At 37.3% G+C, this 15,605-nt stretch carries 15 protein-coding genes; 1 reads left to right on the top strand and 14 read right to left on the bottom strand.

The features are described 5' to 3' along the window. Positions 1-669: 669 nt before the first annotated feature. The 10 genes from NK987_RS12375 to NK987_RS12420 all read right to left on the bottom strand — a co-directional run bounded on the left by NK987_RS12375 (position 670) and on the right by NK987_RS12420 (position 8,863). Positions 670-1,083 carry a hypothetical protein gene (locus NK987_RS12375; protein ID WP_259264088.1) on the bottom strand — a complete coding sequence of 138 codons (414 nt, stop codon included), beginning with the start codon at positions 1,081-1,083 and terminating at the stop codon, positions 670-672. A gap of 60 nt (positions 1,084-1,143) precedes the next feature. Continuing rightward, positions 1,144-1,353 (bottom strand): helix-turn-helix domain-containing protein, encoded by a 210-nt coding sequence (locus tag NK987_RS12380; protein WP_259264089.1) that lies wholly within the window; start codon positions 1,351-1,353, stop codon positions 1,144-1,146. Positions 1,354-1,356: 3 nt separating this feature from the next. Further along, on the bottom strand, positions 1,357-1,893 hold the full coding sequence (locus NK987_RS12385; RefSeq protein ID WP_259264090.1) for a DUF2975 domain-containing protein: 537 nt from the start codon (positions 1,891-1,893) through the stop codon (positions 1,357-1,359). Between the two features lie 271 nt (positions 1,894-2,164). Further along, the gene (locus NK987_RS12390; protein ID WP_259264091.1) at positions 2,165-2,644 is read right to left on the bottom strand and encodes a hypothetical protein; all 480 of its coding nucleotides are present in this window, start codon (positions 2,642-2,644) and stop codon (positions 2,165-2,167) included. A 394-nt stretch (positions 2,645-3,038) separates the two neighbouring features. After that, the gene (locus tag NK987_RS12395; protein WP_259264092.1) at positions 3,039-4,163 is read right to left on the bottom strand and encodes an MBL fold metallo-hydrolase; all 1,125 of its coding nucleotides are present in this window, start codon (positions 4,161-4,163) and stop codon (positions 3,039-3,041) included. A 138-nt stretch (positions 4,164-4,301) separates the two neighbouring features. After that, a complete protein-coding gene (locus NK987_RS12400; protein WP_259264093.1) occupies positions 4,302-4,709 on the bottom strand; it encodes a hypothetical protein in 408 nt (135 codons plus the stop codon). A gap of 90 nt (positions 4,710-4,799) precedes the next feature. Beyond that, positions 4,800-5,399: a carboxymuconolactone decarboxylase family protein gene (locus tag NK987_RS12405; protein ID WP_259264094.1), complete on the bottom strand. Its 600-nt coding sequence runs from the start codon at positions 5,397-5,399 to the stop codon at positions 4,800-4,802. Positions 5,400-5,808: 409 nt separating this feature from the next. Beyond that, positions 5,809-6,075: a hypothetical protein gene (locus NK987_RS12410; RefSeq protein WP_259264095.1), complete on the bottom strand. Its 267-nt coding sequence runs from the start codon at positions 6,073-6,075 to the stop codon at positions 5,809-5,811. Between the two features lie 430 nt (positions 6,076-6,505). Further along, positions 6,506-7,708: an esterase gene (locus NK987_RS12415; protein ID WP_259264096.1), complete on the bottom strand. Its 1,203-nt coding sequence runs from the start codon at positions 7,706-7,708 to the stop codon at positions 6,506-6,508. A gap of 300 nt (positions 7,709-8,008) precedes the next feature. Next, positions 8,009-8,863, bottom strand: a complete 855-nt coding sequence (locus tag NK987_RS12420) for a CPBP family intramembrane glutamic endopeptidase (protein WP_259264097.1) — start codon at positions 8,861-8,863, stop codon at positions 8,009-8,011. Positions 8,864-8,999: 136 nt separating this feature from the next. On the opposite strand from NK987_RS12420, the gene NK987_RS12425 reads away from it, so the two are divergent. Beyond that, positions 9,000-9,317, top strand: coding sequence for a winged helix-turn-helix transcriptional regulator (locus NK987_RS12425; protein WP_259264098.1), 318 nt, complete (start codon positions 9,000-9,002; stop codon positions 9,315-9,317). Positions 9,318-9,700: 383 nt separating this feature from the next. Here NK987_RS12425 and NK987_RS12430 read toward each other — a convergent pair whose 3' ends face one another. The 4 genes from NK987_RS12430 to NK987_RS12445 form a co-directional block, all read right to left on the bottom strand. Beyond that, positions 9,701-10,747 (bottom strand): nuclease-related domain-containing protein, encoded by a 1,047-nt coding sequence (locus NK987_RS12430; RefSeq protein WP_259264099.1) that lies wholly within the window; start codon positions 10,745-10,747, stop codon positions 9,701-9,703. Positions 10,748-11,256: 509 nt separating this feature from the next. After that, a complete protein-coding gene (locus tag NK987_RS12435; RefSeq protein WP_259264100.1) occupies positions 11,257-13,908 on the bottom strand; it encodes a TrlF family AAA-like ATPase in 2,652 nt (883 codons plus the stop codon). A 56-nt stretch (positions 13,909-13,964) separates the two neighbouring features. Continuing rightward, the gene (locus NK987_RS12440) at positions 13,965-14,501 is read right to left on the bottom strand and encodes a hypothetical protein (RefSeq protein WP_259264101.1); all 537 of its coding nucleotides are present in this window, start codon (positions 14,499-14,501) and stop codon (positions 13,965-13,967) included. Between the two features lie 2 nt (positions 14,502-14,503). Then, positions 14,504-15,427 carry a toll/interleukin-1 receptor domain-containing protein gene (locus NK987_RS12445; protein ID WP_259264102.1) on the bottom strand — a complete coding sequence of 308 codons (924 nt, stop codon included), beginning with the start codon at positions 15,425-15,427 and terminating at the stop codon, positions 14,504-14,506. Positions 15,428-15,605 lie beyond the last annotated feature (178 nt).

Consider the following 15,605-nt stretch of genomic DNA (forward strand, 5'->3'; position numbering starts at 1 on the left):
AAAAAGATAAAATTTCCCAACCATTTCGGTATTGTAAATTATACTACTTAAAAGATCCATGACCGAAATTCCAAAATCACCGCATTCTTACCCATGGGCTATGGTTCATGAAAATTTGAGTAAAGTTTGAAGTTCAGAGAAGCGCCTTGCCCATAACTACTGTTACTTCGCCCGCTTCGGGGCTATTTCCGGTTTTAGAATCCAATACTTAAAAATAATCCTCCTATGAAACAACCGTGGGTAGGAAGCGCAATTCCGGGCCGGCGGGGGTATGTGTGGGGGAGGATTATTGCGCTAGATTTTTTTGGTTACTTTTTGTATCATGACAAAAAGTGACACAAGAAATAAACGCAAATCATTTAAAAATCTGGATTGAATAAATAAAAAGATAAAATTTCCCAACCATTTCGGTATTGTAAATTATACTACTTAAAAGATCCATGACCGAAATTCCAAAATCACCGCATTCTTACCCATGGGCAGCGGTGCATGAGAATTTGAGAAAAAATAAAGATTCCGAAAGCACCTTGCCCATGTCTATTGTTATTGCGCCCGCTTCGGGGCTATTCCTGTTCTATTTTCCAAGCCAATGCCAATTAGATTGCTTATAAAAATCTGAAACGAGTTAGTGGAACTGACAGTCTAGCAGTTAGAGATTTTCACTTGTTCTTATTTTTTAATTGCCTTGGCAACTTCGAGCTCGATAAACACAAGAATACCCACTATCATTATTTCCCCCAAAAAGTAAGCTACTCCTAATGCCGTAAGTTGCGGATAATAGACCAGAACAAGGGTAATTGTCAAGACACAATAGAGCAAATTGGCAATCCCAATTATCCAAATAAACGGAACCCTATGCCGCTTTAAGAAGAGAAAGCAAGCTACAGAATAGAGACAAAAAAAGACAGATAAGATCGAAAGGTAAGTCAAAACCGAAACCGGCATTCCAATTGATTCATGGAAAGTTCTTAAGACCACAAACAAGGATAGCGTGGTGAGCAATGCCCCTACGCTATCCACCAAAAACAAAATCCTTGGCTTGCCTGTCAGTTGAATGATGATATTCTTAATGATTCTTTTCATCTCAATTTAGTATTCATCGACACGATGACAAATTTTCTTTTGATTTGCTGTCGTCACAATTTATTTGTCTTCGACAAATTCCAGGATATCTCCCGGTTGGCAGTCCAAAGCCTGGCAGATTGCTTCCAAAGTACTAAAACGTATGGCTTTCGCTTTCCCGGTTTTTAAGATCGAGAGATTGGAAAGGGTCAATTCCACTTTTTCTGACAGTTCATTGAGCGACATTTTCCGCTTTGCCATCATGACATCCAAATTCACTATGATCGGCATGGTTTATACGGTTAAGTCCTGTTCGTTTTGTAATTCTATTCCCTTTTTGAAGATCGTCGCAATGACGTAGATGACCGCTGCCATCAATATAAAAGCCTGACTGTCTACCCAAAACTTATCGAGTTGGTCGATTTCATAACCCCGATGCAGGAGGTTTTTGGCAGTTTGCCGTGCTATAAAACTCAGTATTCCTATAGAAAAAGTAAAATAGCTGATCAGTGAAATCTGTTCGGAAACAAAACTGCTGAATGGCTTTGAGAGATCAAGCTTGATAAGCAATCTGATCACGATATAGAACATGACAGCCTTCATAACCGAAATGACCAAGATGAAACTGTACATGCCAAAATAGGCCCATTTGCTGCGGGCATACATGTCACTTAAGTCCAGTTTCTCATACAGGTAGGCGACAATTTCAGGTTTGAAGAGACTGTAAACAAAATTGACAATCAATGCGCCGGCTTCTATACAAAGGCCTACGAAAATCAGCCAAGCCACAATATGGAGGACTACGAATATGAAGTTGTTTGTTTTTGACATTTTGTTAAATGTTTAAATTGATGTCACAAACATAATAATTATTTATTGATAAACAATAAATATATATTTTTAAACAAAATATTTTTATTGAACATGAATGCATTAAACCTGACGGTTTGATTTTTTATTATCAGGCTGTTTTCACAATCAAAAAAATCGGGCATCAAAAAAGAATTACCAATTAAAAAGGGTAAATGACCGTTTTTAGCCTCAGTCCCATAAAAGCAAAACGGCTGACCTATAGTCGGTCAGCCGGATTGATTTTTGAGAATTACTGCAAAGTTGTCCTTTTAAAAAACATCCTTGTTATAAATAGCCCCGTACCATCCTCTGTTCCGGCATGGCTTTCCACGCCACTAGTTACGTAGGCCAAGGAATAGCCCTCTGATTCCAATTCCATGATTCTTGCCCCAATCATGGCATCATTGGAGGCAATGTTCTGGAAATTGATCCCAACCCCGCTGAAAAAGTTGAGCAGCTTGGCTTCGTCAAAATTGCTCACTTTGAGTTCGCTGCGGCTTACTTCTCTTTGGGAGGAAGTTTTTCCGTCAGTTCTGGTCGTTCTAAACTGATCGGTATTTACTTCAGTCATGTTTTCCACCATCCTTGATCTACCGATTCCCATGGGGACGATGGATTCCACTACGGTGACGATTCTCCATTCATTAAAGGGTCTTGGTGCATTGTCCTGGGCTTGGGCACCAAACAAAAGGGCAGTAAACAGTAGAGAAAACAAAATGGATTTTTTCATAAAGAATAAATTTTTAAAAGGTTTTAAGTTTAATTAAAGAAATCACAAATGAGAAATACGCAGTTTGGATGAAAAGGATAGGGGCTACATGAAAATTTTCAATTCAATTTTTAATTTTCAGGGAAAAAAAGAAGTAGGTGAATCCGTCTTATGACACTTGCCAAACTAATTCCGAATTTTCGGACTAAAACTGAACCACATTTGTTAATGGTGGGGAGGAATGATCCCGAAGCTTCGGGAGGCCGGCACATGCCTAGGGCGTGTTCATGTTTACGCCGTCTTGTCCTGTTAACTCGGTCACCAACCATTTCAGACCAAAAGTTATGCGCCACTTTTTCGGTAAAGCAATCAGTAGAACCCAATTAGATCCGTAACATGATCGCTCACCGACCAATTACCTGTCTACATTTGAATTTTCCCACCAACGATTGGTTGGGCTAAGGCCGGGTATGACTTTTTCTCCCATAAGGGGTGTCACCAGTTCGAGGTTTTTAGCTGCCGCCATTTCAGCTACCATTTTGATGGATTCATCCCAAGGGTGCATGGCCAGATCAAAGACGCCCCAATGTATGGGAAACATGACTTGGGTGTTGATATCCTGACATAACTGAACGGCCTGATCCGGGAAAAGGTGGGTCAAAGGCCATCCTTTGTTCCAGCCATCTATTTCCACAAAGGCCATGTCGAAAGGACCGTATTTTGCTCCTATGTCTTTCAGATGCGTGCCGTAGCCGGTATCGCCACTGACAAACAGGTTTTTCTCCGTACCCTTAATGGCAAAAGAAGCCCAAAGGGTTTTGTTCCTATCATTAAAGCTCCTGCTCGTGTAGTGGATTCCCGGAAGTGCAGTGATTTGCAGGGAACCAACAGTCTTGGCCTCATGCCAACCCAATTCGCTGATGTTGTTTTTCTGAATTCCCCAGCTTTCCAATCTGCTGCCTACACCCAGCGGAACAATAAATTCAGTGTTTATAGATGCTAGGTATCTGATCGTTGCCGCCTCCAAATGATCGTAATGATCATGGGTAAGGACCACGATATCAAGCTCAGGCAGTTCCTCCCTTTTGATGGGAGAGTCATCAAACCTTCTCAAAATAAAGGGTAGGGGACCGCCATTTTCAAAAACCGGATCGAACAAGATCCGCTTCCCGTCAAGCTCAAGGATAAAGGTGGAGTGCCCCAACCAATAGGCAGCAAAATCCGAAGGGGTTTCTGAAAAATCAGATTTGGTAACCGTCTTTTTAGGAAGCGTAAACTCAGGCGCATTTGGGGATCTTTTAAAAAACCGTGCAGGACCTGAATCGCCTCCGGTGGTCTGTTCCGGATAATAGGGCAATGTCTCCGGACTGATAAACGCATCGGCATCTGCATCATAATAAGGCAACCCGGAGAACCTTGCCTTGCGGTCTTCCAAGGAATCCAAACTGCCCATCTGTCTGCTTACATAATATGCCAAGCTCCCCGTTACCACCAAAAGTATAACCAAGGTCCAAAGCACTATTTTCAATATTTTCTTCATTCGTATAAAGGGTTATTGGATTATTGGTGATTGAGTGTGATGATGTTGTATTAAAAGCCGAGATTGAAGTTATTTCAATCCTTTGCAAATTGTAAAATTAATAAGTGTTTTTTGATCATTAATTTATATTAAAAAAAATCATTTGTTAGTTTGAATCAGCTTTAAAAATACAACCAAGAAAAAGAAGAAAAATACCCAGTCGTTGATCCCATAAATCGAATAAAATATTCCTGCCATTTTATCTTTCTCAAAAACTTCTGAGACCTTGTTGTTGATCATCCAGTTTGTCCAATGTGAAGCATAAACCAATTTTTCAATGACAAAAACACCTATTAACCAAGGCACTTTATCAAAATTTTTGGATACTGATATAAAAGCAAATCCCCACACCACAATCATCAACAGTCCAAAATTTGACATGGCTTGTGAATCATAATCTGGAATAACCGAATTGGTAAAAAACCTTGAAAATATTAAAACTCCAAAAATATTCATCAATCCAGACAGTATAAATCCTTTTGTTGTGAATTGGTTTCTTACAGTCATTTTTTTGCTAGTTTTAAGATTTATGGTGATATAAGGTAGAGGGAATTAAATTGAACCTCAAACATTACGTGCAACATTGCGGATACTTTTTCAATATTGATGCTTCCCTACAGTCCAGCCATCCTGCTTCAAATGCTTATCACCCGATTCAATAGCTTCCTTTTCAAGTTCGGTACCCATAGAATCATTCCATCGGTTTAAATACCCAAAGAGCGCTATCACGCCGAGAATTTCCACAATTTCTCCTTCGTCCCAGTACAACCTGAGTTTTTCGGCAACAGCATCATCCACAGCATTTGGTATCACAGAACTGGCAAATGCAAATTCCAATGCCGCCCGTTCTGCTTCCGAAAACGCAGGATATGTCCTGAACTCCCAGATGTTTGCCAGTTTTTCTTCATCGGCACCATACCGCTCCGCAGCCCTGATGGTATGGGCCTGACAATACCTGCATCCTGCCACATTGCTGCTGATGTATCCGATCAGTCTTTTCAGTGAACTTGTCACCCTGCCTTTATTTTCCATTACTGCCTTGTTGAGTGCAATGAAAGCGTAAGCAATGGAAGGCCGATGATACATCGTTTTCACACTGTTGGGGCAAAAACCCAATGTTTCATTAAAAAACCGGATCAATTCCTGGAAATCCTTGTCTTCTTTTTCTGTGGAGGGGAGTACTAATGGTCTTTTCATAATTTGAATTTCGATTGGTAAAAAAGAAACTGAGGTCATTGTATCTAAAAACCTCCGGTTAAATATAAACCCATTTCCTTGGATTTGGGAGGGGGTAAATTTCCTTTTTAGAGCATTTGGATGAATAATCGAATTTCATCCCATTGCAATTGTGAATGGAAGGATAAAGGGGTAGGGCAAGGCGTTTGGAAATGATCCTTATGGTTCCGATAGCTCGGAATTAGCCTTGGGCCAGGTGTAGGATAGGCAAATCCCACCCAGTCGCAGCATCAGATGCTTTGCTAAACCTAGGAAGGGATAGCGAGAGTGGTGGAATTACTTCCGAAGCTTTACGGAATCCACCCAGGCCAAAATCAATCGCTAAACTACACCAAGCGGGGTTTACATCATCTTTCATCTTTGCTTTGACTCAATTATTCAATTTATTCCGATTTTGCAATATTTTAGCAATACTACTGTATTGGATAGAGGTAGTCGAAATCACAACTACCATCATACCCAACATCACAGTCCCAAGGCTGTTATTGGCCTCCCAAGTTCCTGTGGCGAGTTTATAAATGAAATAAACCAAATACAAAACCACCAAACTGCACATAATTATTAGTACAGCTTTCAGCTTATTTATCTTTGATTTTAGTTCCTCAGTTGTAAAATCTGCAAGTTCTTTCTTTTTCATTTTGCCAAATTATGAAGTGAAAATATAAATGAATTCCATAGTAAGTGGGTTATTGGGAGGACAGAACCGGCATGTAAATGCCGGGAAGTGAAAGGAATCCCCATAACTTTTTTAAGATAGTTAAAAATCTCAAATAGACTGTAAATCAATTCATTAAAAAAAATATGGAACTGGAGTTCTTTGAGTCTTTTAAATTTCTACTTCATTCCCATAAAGGGTTAATGGCTTTTTACCCCAAATGTTTCATTAAAACACCGGATCAAATCCTGGAAGTACTTGTCTTCTTTTTCTGCGGAGGGGAGTACTAATGGTCTTTTCATATTTAGATTTGAATTGATAAAAAAGCAAAGAAGGTCTTTTGTCTCAAAAACCTCCTTTACCCGATATGGAAAAAGAGTAATTCCTTTGGTGTAGCTGTTCCGGTGAAAACCTATTTCCTCCAAAGATTTGGCAGAAACCTCTCATGAAGTAAATGCCTCCAGGTAGACCAATCATGGCCGCCATATCCACCGACATAGTATTCATATTTGATCTTATGGTTATCTAGCGCATCGGTCAACCCTTTTACCCTGGTTCCAAAAAATCCCTTCGCCTCTTCAGTACCCTGTCCAACAAACAAATAATCCACTTTGGCATTGGCATCAGGATCATTGAGGAAATCGCTTAGGGTTTTTTCCGCATCATTATCTCCGGCACTCAGAATGCCGAAATTGGCAAACAGGTCCAATGAACCCAAACCAACAAACATGCTGTGCCGGCCTCCCATGGACAATCCTGATATCGCCCTGCCATGGGGAGTCCGGATCGTACTGTAACTTTTATCCACCAAAGGAATGACATGTGCCCTCATTTCCTTTTCGAAGATCTCAAAAGTCAACTCGGTATGATTGGGATGATTCCGGTGAATAACCTGATTGTTTGGAATGGCAATGATCATGGGTTTGGCTTTTTCCTCGGCCAAAAGATTGTCCATAATAAAATTCACCCTGCCGTCATAGATCCAGTTGGAAGGCAACTCACCACTGCCGCCCAAGAGATACAAAACCGGATATTTCTTGTTCGGATCATATCCCGGTGGTGTGTACACATAAATCTCACGCTCACCTTGGGTCACTGTCGAGTGATAGACATGTCGCGTGACATTGCCGTGGGGCACATCTTTGGCATCGTAGTAAGCAGGCCCATCTCCATGCACGACCAACTGACTGTACGGAGGCATGGCTGTAAAGGCCGCATAGGTATTGTTTGGATCAGCCACCTGCACCCCGTCTATATTCAGGTGATAGGCATACATATTGGGTCTCAAGGGACCAACCGTCAAAGTCCAGATCCCGTCTTCTCCTTTGGTAAATGGAATCTGTTCATTCCCCTTTCCCAAACCGGTAAGCAACGCAACGCCGGCTAACTTGACCTCCTGTGCTTTTGGGGCTTTCAACCTGAAAGTAACCGTCCTGTCCTCATGGACCTCCGGTGAGTTGAGCGGTGCACTGAAAGGAATCAGTCCCTCGGTGTCTTTCTGTGGATTGTAATCCAGGTTGACATTGGCCTGCTGCCCATAAGCCATATAGGAAAGTAAGAATAGGAACAGTATGGCAAGTTCAAAAGTCAGGATTTTCTTGTATTTCGGGTTCATGGTCAATTGGGTTTGTTATTTAAAGAGGAGGAGGATATTGCTTACTTCGATTTCGCTCAGAACATGTATTTGGTTATTGGGAGCGTGAGATTCCAATAGTTAAAAATACAGATTCTTTTGGGCTTCTGCAGATCAGGGCCTTGTCGAATTTGACGATTTGCAGTATTATGTTTGCCTAAAAAAGTCAGGGAGGTGTAGTAGGGGCCATCCAATTGCATTCCGATTGCTATCGTGGATGGAAGGATAAGAGGGTAGGACAAGGCGTTTGGAAATGATCCCCTATATAGGCATCTTTCAGATTCATCTTTTAAACAGTTTGCTTTTTACAATTTTGCCCTCTTTTTTGGCAAGGTAATAAAGCGCTATGCCAATAAACAGTAAAAACAATGCTGTAAAAATCGAATCTTCAATACCTACAGCACCACCTGTTAAGAATTCAGGTCCATTAAATTCAGATTGAATGATATTGCCCATACTATCTAGCCCTGTGAGATTGGAGCCATAAAAAGGTTGTGCAAAATTCCAGCCTATATGAAAGAAATAGGGTAGCCATATTCTCTTGGTGTAGATAAACATCATTGCCATAGAAAACCCCCAAATCAAATAATAAAAAAAACTAAATAGGTTGGAATGGGGATTAAATATGTGTTGAAGTTCTACCACCATTCCAATGACAATGGCTGCGTTGGTTCCTAACCAATTTTCCATCTCCCTTACGATGAGTCCCCTATGTAACAGGTCTTCAATTAAAGCAGCTACCAATAATGTCGTGAATAATTTTACCGGGTAGTTTGTTGTCGTAATACTGATAACCTGATAATACCCTAATAAGTATAAAATGAAAATGGATAATGAAATTGTCAAAAACCCCAATAGAAAACCAACAAACATCTCTTTGGGTAAATGTTTTAATGATAGTTCTGTTATTTTTCTTTTATCATATAATCGGAACAAAAAGAAATAGCTGCCCAATAAGACCAAGATAGAAACACAATGAATAATTGGGTTAGCAATATTTTTATCTTGAATGAGGCTATAAAAAAATGGTTTTAATACAAAGTTTTGAATACTTACAAAAAGTGCAAAACAGACCACAATTCCGATAATGATTTTAATGATTGGGAATTGAAGCACTTTTTTTAATGTTGCACTCATTTTTTCTGATTTTTTGTAGGTAATGTTTTACGAATAAAAAGATTAACTACCTTCATGGCAAGTACATACTATAAAGTATCCTACATACTTATTTGGTAGTAATGTTGATTATCAATGATTTAAAAATATTAAATAAATGAAAAATAAAAAGGTTCATTGTGCTGTTGATTATGCCTTTCAGCGAATAGGTGGAAAATACAAAGGGCGAATTTTATGGGTATTGAGAGCCGGTGTCTTGCGATACGGAGAATTAAACCGGGCCGTAATAGGTATCACTCCCAAAATGCTAACCCAAACGCTAAAAGAATTGGAAGCCGATGAACTGATTGTCAGAAAAGTTTATTTAGAAGTTCCACCGAAAGTTGAATATTCACTTACCGATACAGGAAAAGAATTAATTCCACTTATCAGTCACTTGCGAAGTTGGGGTGAGAAACAAATGTCAGCAAATTGAAACTTACAATTCCTAGGCTGTCTTTGCAATGACCGCTTACGTCCCAGGCTTTGCGTAGTTTGGGTAGGACAAGGCGTTAGGAAATGATACCTTTGGATCATTTTAGCCTTGGGCCTGATGTAGGGTAGGCAGATTCCACCCGGTCGTAGCATCAGACGCTAAACTGCATCTTGGTGGGGGAGAATTATCGATAGGCGCTAGGCGTAATTTGAAATTACGCCTTCTTATCAGCATGAATTTGTAATTCATTATCTCAATCGAATCCAAAGGGATGGTCAATGATTCCAATTGCAAATTGGAAAGATAAAAGAGTGTAATTGCAAATTACACCCAGTCGCAGAATCAGGCGCTAAACTACACTTAAATGGGGGGATTTCGGTTCGTTATTTTGTTGCAATAGTTCTTTGTTCATTAATTCGCAAAATGAAATCAGCAATTCTCTGTGTCTCTGAATTTGAAAATATTGGTTTAAAAAAGTTTATATAACCTAAAAGTTCGTTTATTGTCAGAACTTTCACATACTGAAACTCTTCTTTAGGTTTTGTATTGGTTAATACAATCAGGTTTCTGATAGATATTTTTTTGTCACCCCAATGATGTCTGTCTAAACGTAAATGATAATTGCTCATTTCATTGTTAAGCAACTTAAATAGAACAAAGCTAGCTCTCTTAATCTGTTGAACAGGTGAACGTAAATTCAGATTTTCCAACGATTTTTCACTCCAATTCTTAGTCTCAATTAGAAATATTCCTGAGGGTGCGACTAGGATATGGTCAATTTGAACTGAATTTATGTAATCATTTTCTTGTCTGTTATAGATTGCGGGTGAAAATGAAACCGTAAAGTCGTTAATCAGAAAATATTCGTCCGAAAGAGTTTCTAACGCTTTAACTACTTTTTGTTCTCCTAATGCACCATAAATGAAGCTGTTCAGTTCGTCTATTCTCGTTTTTTTTCTTTCAAGTTCAGATAAAGGATATTGATAACTCTGCCGAATAGCTTCGTCAACATTTGAAGTTAAAAATTGATAGCGACTGTTTTTGTTTTTGTAATTATCAAGAAGGTTGCTAATTGATTTATATATGCCACTGTCAAGACTTTGTTCTTTATGTTTGATTTTCCGCTTATAGTACCAAGGTCCAAAATCTTTGATTAGTCTTTGAAAAAAATTTTCTGGTGATTGGCTTTTTAAAATATTGAGTTTTTGCTTTAGATTATCAATTTCGTCTTTGAAAATTTGTTCTGATAGATGTCTTTGCATTTCAATTTCTGTGCTCAATTGTTGCAATTCCAAATCAAGTGTGTTTTTCTCTTGCTCAATCAGATTTTCGTAATAAGAAATTAATTGTTGCCGTAAAGCAGTGTATGAAGTTTGGAAATCTAATACTTCTTTTAATGACTTGAAATCATGAATGTTGCTTTCGTCCAAATGTGATTTTAAAGTCGTCAATGAGCCAATCGTATTATAAGTCCTGCACATTCTGCTTACCTATTATTGTCAGTTAGTTCTCCCTACTTATTGCCTTTTATATCATTTTGAAAAATGTCCCTGCTGTTCTTTATGGGCTCCCTTTTCCAGTTCCTTTAAAATTAAAAATTTTTGTTAAATCTGGTTTCAGAGTATCATCATATTTCTATAAACCTTATAAATGGGTTTGAAATCAAAGCCGGAAATTGAATTGGAAAGTTGTAGGTAAGATGTTGGAACAATAAGAAACAATTCCAATTGTATCCCGATTGCTATCGGGGATGGAAAGATAAAAGGGTGGAATTACAAATCCCACCCAGTCCCACTATCAATCGTTATACTACACCTAGGGGGGTGGAATTTAAAATCCCACCCAGTCCCACCATCAATCGTTATACTACACCAAGGAGGGGAATCCATCCCGGTCCAAAATCAATCGCGATAATACACTTGGTGGGAGTACTTGCTTTCTATATTCCATAGATTATTTGCCTTTGCTTGAAAGCGCTTTGTCCACCTTCTAGTATTTCACAACAAATTTCACGGGTTGCCTTTCTGTCAATTGAGCCTGCACTTAAAATATGAGATTTAACACTTGTACTTTTTAAAGGTATTATTAATTCTGCATCTCCAAGTACAGCTATGTTCGGGTTATGCGTCACAATTATAACCTGTCTAGATTCTTTAATTTTTCTTAAATTCATAACAATTGTTTTAAAAATAAATTCGCTATCAAGATTGTCTTCAGGTTGGTCAATAATCAGCGGTTTCTTACTTTTAGATAACATTAATATGCCCAATAAAACAGATTGTTGTTGTCCAAGAGATAGTTGTGAAATTGATTTTGTATTTCTTACAGTTGCTCCAACTTCGTCCTTGAATACTTTGGTGATTTTTATACTTGGTCGGTCATCATACTCCAATGATTCAAAGTCTTCATAGTTATGGTCTTTGTTCATCCGCTGAATTAATGTTGTTATTTCAGTTGAACTTAACAATTGGGTCCCATTTTCACCTATCAAGGTTCTTAGTTTTACTTCGTCATTTTTTTTGCAGGCATCAACCAATTCTAAAGGGGTTAATTGTCTTGAAATAAAATTGGCTTTCGGAACTTGAGAAGTTCTCCAATCCATAAGCGACTTCAGTGATTGTTCAAAATTATCTGAGTATTTACCCTCTTCGTATTTCACATCAATATATAAGCCGTCCAAAGTGTTCTTCAAATTTTGGTTAACAGATTCAGAAAATGCAAATCGCAAATAATAGATTTTGTTTTTTAGGCTTTTGCGCTTTTTAACTAATTGTTTACGATCTGTTTCTAGCCCCTGTAATTCGTTCTGACTTAATTCAAGTTTCTTAACCCTTGCAGTTAGGTCAATAATATCTTTTGAAATTTGATTTATTTTACCCAAATCAAAGGGGATTCCCTGTGCCTCAAACTCTTTCTTCTTATTATCAATCTTTGTTTGGATATCTTTTTCTTTGTTTGCCCATTCTTTTAATTGCTCTTTTAAATCTTCTACCTTTTTGGTTAATTCTACGTTTAGCTCGGAGGATTTCTCTTTGACAATTACTGAGAACTCTGAAACAATTTCCTTAACTCTGTTGAAATAATCTTTTCCAACAATTATTTCTTCTTCTGAAAGTGTAGCAAAATTTACAAATGTTGAATTGTCGCTTAATATTTCTCTATACTTAGTGATTAGATTTTTTAGGTCTTCAATCAGCGTTGCCCTAATTTGCCGTTCTTTAATTAATGCGTTTTGAAACTTAACTAGTTCACCCGCTTTCTCTTTTTCAAGGTTATCAAGTTTTTTCTGTTCATTTATTAAAGCTTTTTTTGTTTCATCTAAACTTAAAAGTTCAAGTCTTAACTTTCTTGAGTTGCTTTGATTTTCAAGCAATTTTTCTGTGACCTCCTTCTCCTCATACTTTAATGCTCCTAATTCAAGAAATGTATCAAGAAAGTTTACAAGAATACTTGGATTTTCATCACTATGTTGAATAGTACTAGCTGTTTCCCCTTGTCCATAGCTTTCAATGTCAACTTTTGTAATTCCATTTATTGGGTCGGATATGTTTTGTGTTGTACTATATTTCTCCCTCTTGAATTCTATCAGCTGTCCAGCTTCATCTTCATATTTTAAAGAAATGTTCTGAGGCCAAACATCAGAATTTACAACTTTTGAAATAGATGAATTTCCTGAGGCCACTCTTAAAGTTTCCAATAATGTTGATTTCCCTGCACCCCTGCTTCCAATTATACAAGTTAAATTTGTGCTTAAATCAATACTTACTTTGTCTAAAAGTCCTCCTTCCAATTCTATGGATTTAATAATTGGTCTTTGTTCGGGAACAAAATCTTCTAGTCTAATCCTTGATTCGTGGCTTAGAAGTGCAATTTTGAATGAATGAAAGTTTAACTCGTCAACCTTGATTCTTGTTAGTTTTCTTTCGCCATCTGCATTTACTCCAAGCTTGTTAAGAGTGTGTGAATCAGAAGACATTAATTTTGGTAAGTTATAGCTAACATCTAATCCGAAAATGCTCCTTCTAAGGTTTATTAATCTTTTTCTGTCGTCACTTTGGTCTTTGTCAGTATAATTGTCAATACTTTGTTTTGTGCTAATTTCTAATCCGAATAGATTTTTATGCTTAAGCACATCTTCCATTTGAGGCCCATAACGTGCAATTGTTTTTTCAAAACCTGAATCAAGTTCAATATGTGCTAAAATTCCAATTCCATTGAATTGTTCAGCTAAATTCAAACACTGAACAATTCCTTCTTGACAAGTTTTTTTGTCTGGACTTACATTTAATTTACCAAAGAAATCACGCAGATTCTTGAAAGTCTCAAAGTATAATAATAAATGACCTTGTGTTGTACTGACTTCTATCCCTGGAATTACAAGTATTTCTTTCCCCAAGGAATATCTAAGGGCTGTATCAACATTTTGTATTTCGTTATGGTCTGTGATACTAATAATGCTTAATCCTTTTTCAATTGCCTTATCAACAATTGCTTCAGGGGTCATTGTGTGGTCTACAACATCATAAGAACCAAATTCACCAAAGGAATGAATGTGAAGGTCTGCCCGTAAAAATCTAGCGCCTGTTGTCATATTATTGTTTCGTTTTTAAGCCTGCCCTAACTTGTAAATGAGACTGCCTGTTTATTTTATAATATTGTCCTTTCAATTGTTAATGCTAATATTTTGTCTTGTAATAAATTTACCAATTCATCGGTAATTGTCAGTGCTGCAATTTCTTCTCTTGAAAGCAAAAGAATTGAAACCCTGTCTCTTAATACTGCATTAATTACTTCGCTATGAGCATTGCTTACTCCGTCAACAACTCCTGTAATTCCACTTAATGAAATCAAAATGCCTGTTGAAACTCCGCAATCTCTAAGTTTATCGATAAACCACCTAACGCCTGCACTTCCAAGTCTATTAGATGTGTTCTTACATTCAGTTATTATTACAAAATCGAGAAAATACAAGTCGGATACTCTCTTGTCATTTTTAAAAACAACATCTAATTCATGAGCTCTAACTCCATCAAGAACATTTTTTTTATGAAAACGAACACCAGGAACTTTGTCGAATAGATAAACGGTTAGCTGTTCTAATATGTCACCTTTTTCGTCAGCTGTTTGTGCATTGTCTGAATCATGCAAAAGCTTTCTAATATGTAGATTTGAATACCTTGCCATAACTAGTGTCCATGAGCTATTTTATTTCTACTAGTTAGGATGACATTTTCAAAAGTGCTTGCCAGCAAATCTTTTATAAAGTCTTCTGTATCATAAGCAATAATTAAAGGATCTAAAGAAGATTGAACCTTATATCTTTTGCCTGTTTTGTCAAGGTAAAGGAGCAGTGCAGCTTTTGCATCAGAAGATTCTGCAAATTTTTTAATTTGATATTCGGCTTTTTTAAAAATGTCATCACTAAGTTCACCAAACTTTGCTTCTACAATTATAGGATTTCCAATTATTCTACCAAGTTTGTTACTCCACAAAGCAAAATCAATTCCTATGTCAGGTCCTTTGCTGTTGTCGGCATATTTTAAGTTTATGGTCTTAAATATTTCTTCAATTACATATTCTAATTCCTTGCCGTGACCGACTTCCCTTATACTCTTTGTTTGTTCGAGTAAAGAATTTAAAACTCCCTTTGTGTCGCTACTATAGGTTTCGCTTGATTTATCGGCTGACTTTTCATTTTTTTTTATAGGCTTTCTTTTTGCCTTTATTTCATCAATAAACCCGAGAAGTGTCATTTTAAGAAATGCTTTATCATTAAGATTTGCAGTTAATGACAACTTGTTCTCAATGTAGAAAGGCAAACTTGCTTCTCGGTCAATAATAATTAACGAAGGTTTTCCAATTCCTTCACAAACTCCAATTTCATACAAGACACTTTTACTGTCTTTTGAAACAACAAAAACTGCAAAGTCTGCTTGTCTTAATTTTCTTTTTAGAATTTCCTGGATAGAGCTACCAATAGAAAAGTCATAGAGGTCGAAAGTTTCAATATTGTTTTCTGCCAATACAGATTTGATTAAAGAAAGGTCTGCGTCGTAAGAAGCTGATAAATAACATTTATATTTTCTGTCCATTTTATTTCTAGATTTCATTTTTATTGTTCCTAAAGCTTGAAACCAACTTACATATACACTTTACACAAGTATAATTACCTTGCTCAAAGGATTGATTAGCCTTTGGTTGTTTTATTTTTTGATCTTATTTTGAGATTTAATTTTTTCGGATATTTCTACAGCACACAGAAATAGATCACCTTTAAAATCTACCCAT

This window comes from Aquiflexum gelatinilyticum, assembly GCF_024813435.1.
In the GTDB taxonomy this organism is placed as follows: Bacteria; Bacteroidota; Bacteroidia; order Cytophagales; family Cyclobacteriaceae; genus Cognataquiflexum; species Cognataquiflexum gelatinilyticum.

What these genes read in the sequence shown, in the direction of transcription:
- NK987_RS12400 (WP_259264093.1), bottom strand. Translation starts at nt 4,709, where the DNA reads ATGACTGTAAGAAACCAATTCACAACAAAAGGATTTATACTGTCTGGA.
- NK987_RS12395 (WP_259264092.1), bottom strand. Translation starts at nt 4,163, where the DNA reads ATGAAGAAAATATTGAAAATAGTGCTTTGGACCTTGGTTATACTTTTG.
- NK987_RS12375 (WP_259264088.1), bottom strand. Translation starts at nt 1,083, where the DNA reads ATGAAAAGAATCATTAAGAATATCATCATTCAACTGACAGGCAAGCCA.
- NK987_RS12415 (WP_259264096.1), bottom strand. Translation starts at nt 7,708, where the DNA reads ATGAACCCGAAATACAAGAAAATCCTGACTTTTGAACTTGCCATACTG.
- NK987_RS12390 (WP_259264091.1), bottom strand. Translation starts at nt 2,644, where the DNA reads ATGAAAAAATCCATTTTGTTTTCTCTACTGTTTACTGCCCTTTTGTTT.
- NK987_RS12380 (WP_259264089.1), bottom strand. Translation starts at nt 1,353, where the DNA reads ATGCCGATCATAGTGAATTTGGATGTCATGATGGCAAAGCGGAAAATG.
- NK987_RS12410 (WP_259264095.1), bottom strand. Translation starts at nt 6,075, where the DNA reads ATGAAAAAGAAAGAACTTGCAGATTTTACAACTGAGGAACTAAAATCA.
- NK987_RS12405 (WP_259264094.1), bottom strand. Translation starts at nt 5,399, where the DNA reads ATGAAAAGACCATTAGTACTCCCCTCCACAGAAAAAGAAGACAAGGAT.
- NK987_RS12445 (WP_259264102.1), bottom strand. Translation starts at nt 15,427, where the DNA reads ATGAAATCTAGAAATAAAATGGACAGAAAATATAAATGTTATTTATCA.
- NK987_RS12425 (WP_259264098.1), top strand. Translation starts at nt 9,000, where the DNA reads ATGAAAAATAAAAAGGTTCATTGTGCTGTTGATTATGCCTTTCAGCGA.
- NK987_RS12420 (WP_259264097.1), bottom strand. Translation starts at nt 8,863, where the DNA reads ATGAGTGCAACATTAAAAAAAGTGCTTCAATTCCCAATCATTAAAATC.
- NK987_RS12435 (WP_259264100.1), bottom strand. Translation starts at nt 13,908, where the DNA reads ATGACAACAGGCGCTAGATTTTTACGGGCAGACCTTCACATTCATTCC.
- NK987_RS12440 (WP_259264101.1), bottom strand. Translation starts at nt 14,501, where the DNA reads ATGGCAAGGTATTCAAATCTACATATTAGAAAGCTTTTGCATGATTCA.
- NK987_RS12385 (WP_259264090.1), bottom strand. Translation starts at nt 1,893, where the DNA reads ATGTCAAAAACAAACAACTTCATATTCGTAGTCCTCCATATTGTGGCT.